Genomic DNA, 5,244 nt, shown 5'->3' with positions numbered 1-5,244 from the left:
TAGTGATTGAAAATAAGATATTCTCTTTCGCATCTTTTATTTCTGCGCAGGTTTTTCCAAACTCCATATACCAAAAAGAAGAGTAAATAACTTCAGTAGTATCAGCTTTAAAAATATTTAAAGTATTGTTATCTTGATATATATGATATCGTATTAAATCCACAGAGATACAAATTTTATCAAATGTAGGTTTTGTCTTTTGAGCTGCCAATATTTTACATGGAAAATATGGTTAGATATTCATAAAAATACACAAGTAATTTTAGTAGATTCTTAAAAAAAAGAAATTATCAATATTCTAAAAATTAGTTATCTAAAAAATCAACCATTAAATCAGGAAAGTCCGTAAAAGCACCATCTACATTCGCTTCTATTAAAAGTACTTGCATCATTTCTTCAAAAGAAGAAAACTCTGCTAATTGGTCAGCTCTAAATGTATAAGGATGTACTTTTAAACCTAATTGATGCGCATCTGAAACCAAAGAAGTAAAGGTGTGTTTCTCATCTACAATTTCACTCAAAATTAGTTTGTACCAGGGTCCAATTCCGTCTGCATACGTCGCAAAATGTGTAAGTTGTTTCGTTTCTTCAGGAAACTCCATCAACTGAACTAAAAATAATTCAGATTTTAATTCTTTACGAATTCTTTCTAACTCTTTTGCATCAAAACACTGTAAAATGCAGTTGTCTGTTTTGGTTTTGTAGCCGTAATCAGAAAGAATTTTCAAAACAATTTCAGTGAGTTTTTTGCCCTCTTTTTTATGAAATTCTGGTTCTTTAATTTCTGGATAAATTCCAATATTTTTACCTTTACTTTTATTTAAACCTTTAATAAGTTGCAGTTCTTCCTCTAATGAATGTAGTTTAAAATTTCCCAATCCTTTTGGAAACCTCTTTTTATAAAATTGTTCGCCTGTTTTTGGGTTAAAACGCTCAGTTGCTTGTAGTGTTTTTAGTTCTTCAAAAGTAAAATCGATTACATAAAATCGGCCATCTTTTCTCTTTCTTTCTGCAAATTTTGTGACAACATCAGTTACATCATCTAAATAGATGTCGTGTATCACAATGGGCACATCATCTTTACTTAGCACTAAATCTTGTTCTATAAAATCTACATTCATTGCATGCGCCATTGCTTTGGCTTCCATAGTGTGTTCTGGTAAATAACCAGAGGCACCTCTATGTGCAATCACTACTTTTTTACTCATTTTTTCTGATTTTGGTTTCATTTTATCACAAGAAAATAGTGTAATTACTGTCAAAAATAATAAAATTGATTTCATATTCTGGGATTTTGTGTGGTGGAACGCAATTGAAGACTATGTATCTCAATTGTAATCAAAAGACATTATTAGTTTTAATTTAAAAATAAAGATAGACTTTTTGTAGTTTTGTAGTATGAAAAAAGTATTAATCGTATTATTTATTGTTTTTTTAGTTTGGATGGCAATTGGTGGCTATTTGATAAATAACGAACACGAAAAAGCAAAAATTGTAATGGGTTTAGGTGTTTTGTATCTGTCTTTTATTTTTATGCCCATTTTTATTTACTATAGATACAAAGATGGCAAGTACAAAAAGTACATTATTAATGACGATAAACTAAGAAACGCATTTAGACAGCAAGGTAAAGGTTAATCTTCCTTTTTTAAAAATACGTAGACAGGAAAATGGTCTGAAAAACCACCTTGATACCAAGGTCCAATATAGGTTCTAAAAGGACTTCCTTTTAATTTTCCTCTAAATACTTTTAACCATTTTTTATTAAAAACTTCTGCGTGTTTAAAATAAAATTGCCCTTCTTTTTTTTCTAAAAAGTTTTTGGAAAGCAAAATTTGATCGAATAAATTCCACTTTTTATTATAAGTTGTAGTTCCTGTCTTTTCTGGATTCAACAAGGCTTTCATAGGATTTAAAAAATCAGTATCAGTTAAAATTTGTAAACTTTTACTGGTTGGGTCATCATTAAAATCGCCCATAATTATAATTTTAGCATTATAATTAGTGTCTTTAATTTTAGCAATAATCTTTCTATTTAATTCAGCAGCTTTTATTCTTTTATGTTCGGTGATTTCAGCACCATCTCTTCTAGAAGGCCAATGATTTACTAAAATATGCACTAATTCACCTTTTAAATTTCCTGTAACTTTTAAAACATCTCTAGTATAATCTCTTTCTCCCAACTCGTTTTCTAGATTTAGAACAAACGTTTCAGAACCTAAAAGTTCAAAAGCTTTTTTATCGTACAAAAGTGCTACATCAATTCCACGTTCATCTGGCGAATCATGATGAACAAAACCATAATAATGTTTTTTTAAATGGGTAGAATGTATCAAATCACTTACAACTTTCGCATTTTCAACTTCTACCAAGCCCACAATTGCTGGCGGATATTTAGACCTATTTAAACCTAACTGAGAAATGACTGAGCCTAGTTTTTTAATCTTTATTTGATAACGCTTATGATTCCACTTTTTTTTACCACTATTTGTAAAATCATCATCTAACGTTTTTGGATTGTCGATAGTATCAAATAAATTTTCTACATTATAAAAACCAATTGTAGAAATGTCTTTTTGTTGTTTTTTAGATTGTAAAGAAGGAAACATAGTTGTTATTTGATAGTAAAAGTAAGTAAAAACGAATTGTTGTAAATATAAAACCAACTAAACTCTAGTTTAGTTGAAAATTAATTTTTAGTATAAAAAGAATTTCTTAACATAAAAAAAAGAATTTCTTAATATAGTTTTAAGAAAAATATTAAAAATGAAATTATAACTTTGTACCGCAGAAAACCTAGTAAACTTTCTGTATTTGAATTTGAATTATTTAAAAAATAACCTTAGCAACTGCTAAGGTTTTTTTTATGCCTTTATATTTTTAAATCTTTGTATTTTTGTAACTTATGATAGACGCAAAAGAAGCCATTTCCGAAAAAGCTGTATTAATTGGTATTATTACACAACTTCAAGACGAAGAAAAATCGGAAGAATATTTAGATGAATTACAATTTTTAACAGAAACTGCCGGTGGTGTTCCTGTAAAACGTTTTGTGCAAAAGATGGATAAACCCAACCCTAAAACATTTTTAGGAACAGGTAAATTAGATGAAGTAAAACAATACATAGAAAGACATAAAATAGGTACTGCCATTTTTGATGACGAATTATCGCCAGCACAATTAAGAAATATAGAGAAAATTTTAGACTGTAAAATTTTAGATAGAACCAACTTAATTTTAGACATTTTTGCGCAAAGAGCCCAAACAAGTTCTGCAAAAACACAAGTAGAATTAGCACAAAGCGAATATTTATTACCAAGATTAACCAGACTTTGGACGCACCTTGACAAACAAAAAGGGGGTATTGGTATGCGTGGACCAGGAGAAACAGAAATAGAAACAGACAGACGTATCATTAGAGATAAAATTGCGGTATTAAAAAAACGACTAAAAACCATAGACAAACAAATGGCTGTGCAACGTAAAAACCGCGGTAAAATGGTTCGTGTTGCTTTAGTTGGGTATACCAACGTTGGTAAATCTACCTTAATGAATGTAATTAGTAAAAGTGATGTTTTTGCAGAAAATAAACTCTTTGCAACATTAGATACTACAGTGCGTAAAGTGGTTATTAAAAACATTCCTTTTTTAATGACAGATACAGTTGGGTTTATTAGAAAATTGCCAACCCAATTGGTAGAATCTTTTAAATCTACCTTAGATGAAGTTCGCGAAGCAGATTTATTGTTACACGTAGTAGATATTTCTCATCCCAATTTCGAAGATCATATTGCCTCTGTAAATACTATTTTGGCAGATATTAAATGCGATGACAAACCAACGTTAATGGTTTTTAATAAAATTGATGCTTATGAACATGAAGATATTGAAGAAGATGATTTGGTAACCGAAAAAACCAAAGAACATTATACCTTACAAGACTGGAAAAAAACTTGGATGAATGATAAAGAAGTAGAATCTATTTTTATTTCTGCTTTAAACAAAGAAAATTTAGAAGATTTTAAAGAAAAAACGTACGAAGAAGTAAAAAAGATTCACATTCAACGTTTTCCTTATAACGACTTTCTGTATTACGAATATAAGGAGGAAGAATAAAACAAATCCTACAAGCTTAAATTAAGTTTTGTAGGATTTTTTAGTATATATTATTTTTCATTAGACTTCTCATCCTCAATAATTCCCATTCTTTTGGCGCGATTTTCCCATGATTTTCTGGCCAAAGCTTGTAAATCTGCAACATTATCAGTCTCGTCCATAATTTCTAAACCTAATAGCGTTTCTATAACATCTTCTTGAGAAACAATACCACTTACAGAGCCATATTCATCTACAACCAAAGCAATATGTTCTTTTTCTTTAATTAGTTTGTCAAACAAATCAGGAATCGATAATTCTCTATCCGTAATTAAAATATCTCTTTTTATAGAAGCTAAAGTTTCATTTCCTTTTTTATTAATCATAGCTTCTAACATATCATCTTTTAAAAAATAACCAGTAACAGCATCTGGGTTTTCAGAAAAAACAGGAATTCTAGAAAAATGTAATTTTTTATGTTCCTCATAAAAAGAGTTAATAGTTTGAGTTTCATCAGCAATTTCTAAAACAACCCTTGGTGTCATTACATCATTTACTTTAATTTCTTTAAAGCCTAGTAAATTTCTAATCACTTTACTTTCATTTTTTTGAAAAACACCTTCTTTTTCAGCCATATCTGCCATCACCAAAAAACTTTCTCTACTTAAAATACTACCATGACCTTTGCCACCTATTAATTTGGTAGTCAGTTGTAAAACCCATAAAATACCTGTATATTTTAAAGGAAAAATCATCACATTTAAAGCTTTAGAAGTAAAATTTGCCAATTGTTTCCAATAGGTTGCCCCAATGGTTTTCGGTATAATTTCAGAAGCTACTAAAATTAAAATTGTCATAATTGTAGATACAATACCGACCATAATATCTTCTGTGATTTGAATCCCAAAAATGCTTCTGCTTGCCGTACCGTACATTTCTGCATACGCAACTTTTGCTTGCACACCCACTAAAATGGCACCTACAGTATGTGCAATGGTATTTATAGTTAAAATGGCAATTAAAGGTTTGTCTACATCTTTTTTAAGTGTTTCTAAAGAGTTTGCATAATCTAAACCTTCACTTTTTTTAAGATTGATAAATGTTGGGGTAATACTTAATAATACAGCTTCTAAAATAGAGCATAGAAA

Annotated in this window: 5 protein-coding genes and 1 pseudogene; 2 read left to right on the top strand and 4 right to left on the bottom strand. The window is 29.4% G+C overall.

What is annotated here, in order from left to right:
* Together ACTG3S_RS06485 and glpQ are read right to left on the bottom strand one after the other, a co-directional pair.
* A pseudogene (locus ACTG3S_RS06485) lies at window positions 1–211 on the bottom strand (hypothetical protein); the annotation flags it as partial.
* 94 nt (window positions 212–305) lie between these two features.
* On the bottom strand, window positions 306–1,283 hold the full coding sequence (gene glpQ / locus ACTG3S_RS06480) for a glycerophosphodiester phosphodiesterase (protein ID WP_439128550.1): 978 nt from the start codon (window positions 1,281–1,283) through the stop codon (window positions 306–308).
* A 115-nt stretch (window positions 1,284–1,398) separates the two neighbouring features.
* Here glpQ and ACTG3S_RS06475 point away from each other — a divergent pair, with 115 nt between their 5' ends.
* Entirely contained in the window at window positions 1,399–1,638 is a 240-nt protein-coding gene (locus ACTG3S_RS06475) for a hypothetical protein (RefSeq protein ID WP_439128549.1), read from the top strand.
* Here the strand turns inward: ACTG3S_RS06475 and ACTG3S_RS06470 are convergent.
* Window positions 1,635–2,609 (bottom strand): endonuclease, encoded by a 975-nt coding sequence (locus tag ACTG3S_RS06470; protein WP_439128548.1) that lies wholly within the window; start codon window positions 2,607–2,609, stop codon window positions 1,635–1,637. The two genes, ACTG3S_RS06475 and ACTG3S_RS06470, sit on opposite strands and share 4 nt — an antisense overlap.
* Before the next feature lie 296 nt (window positions 2,610–2,905).
* On the opposite strand from ACTG3S_RS06470, the gene hflX reads away from it, so the two are divergent.
* A complete protein-coding gene (gene hflX / locus ACTG3S_RS06465; RefSeq protein WP_439128547.1) occupies window positions 2,906–4,117 on the top strand; it encodes a GTPase HflX in 1,212 nt (403 codons plus the stop codon).
* Between the two features lie 50 nt (window positions 4,118–4,167).
* Here hflX and ACTG3S_RS06460 read toward each other — a convergent pair.
* Window positions 4,168–5,244 (bottom strand): CNNM domain-containing protein (locus tag ACTG3S_RS06460; RefSeq protein ID WP_439128546.1); only part of this gene is annotated, 1,077 nt, incomplete at its 5' end.

Origin of the sequence: Polaribacter sp. (assembly GCF_965656025.1) — a bacterium.
GTDB lineage: Bacteria > Bacteroidota > Bacteroidia > Flavobacteriales > Flavobacteriaceae > Polaribacter.
Note: the sequence above shows the minus strand (reverse complement) of the source record. Positions and strands in the feature narration are given on the sequence as shown.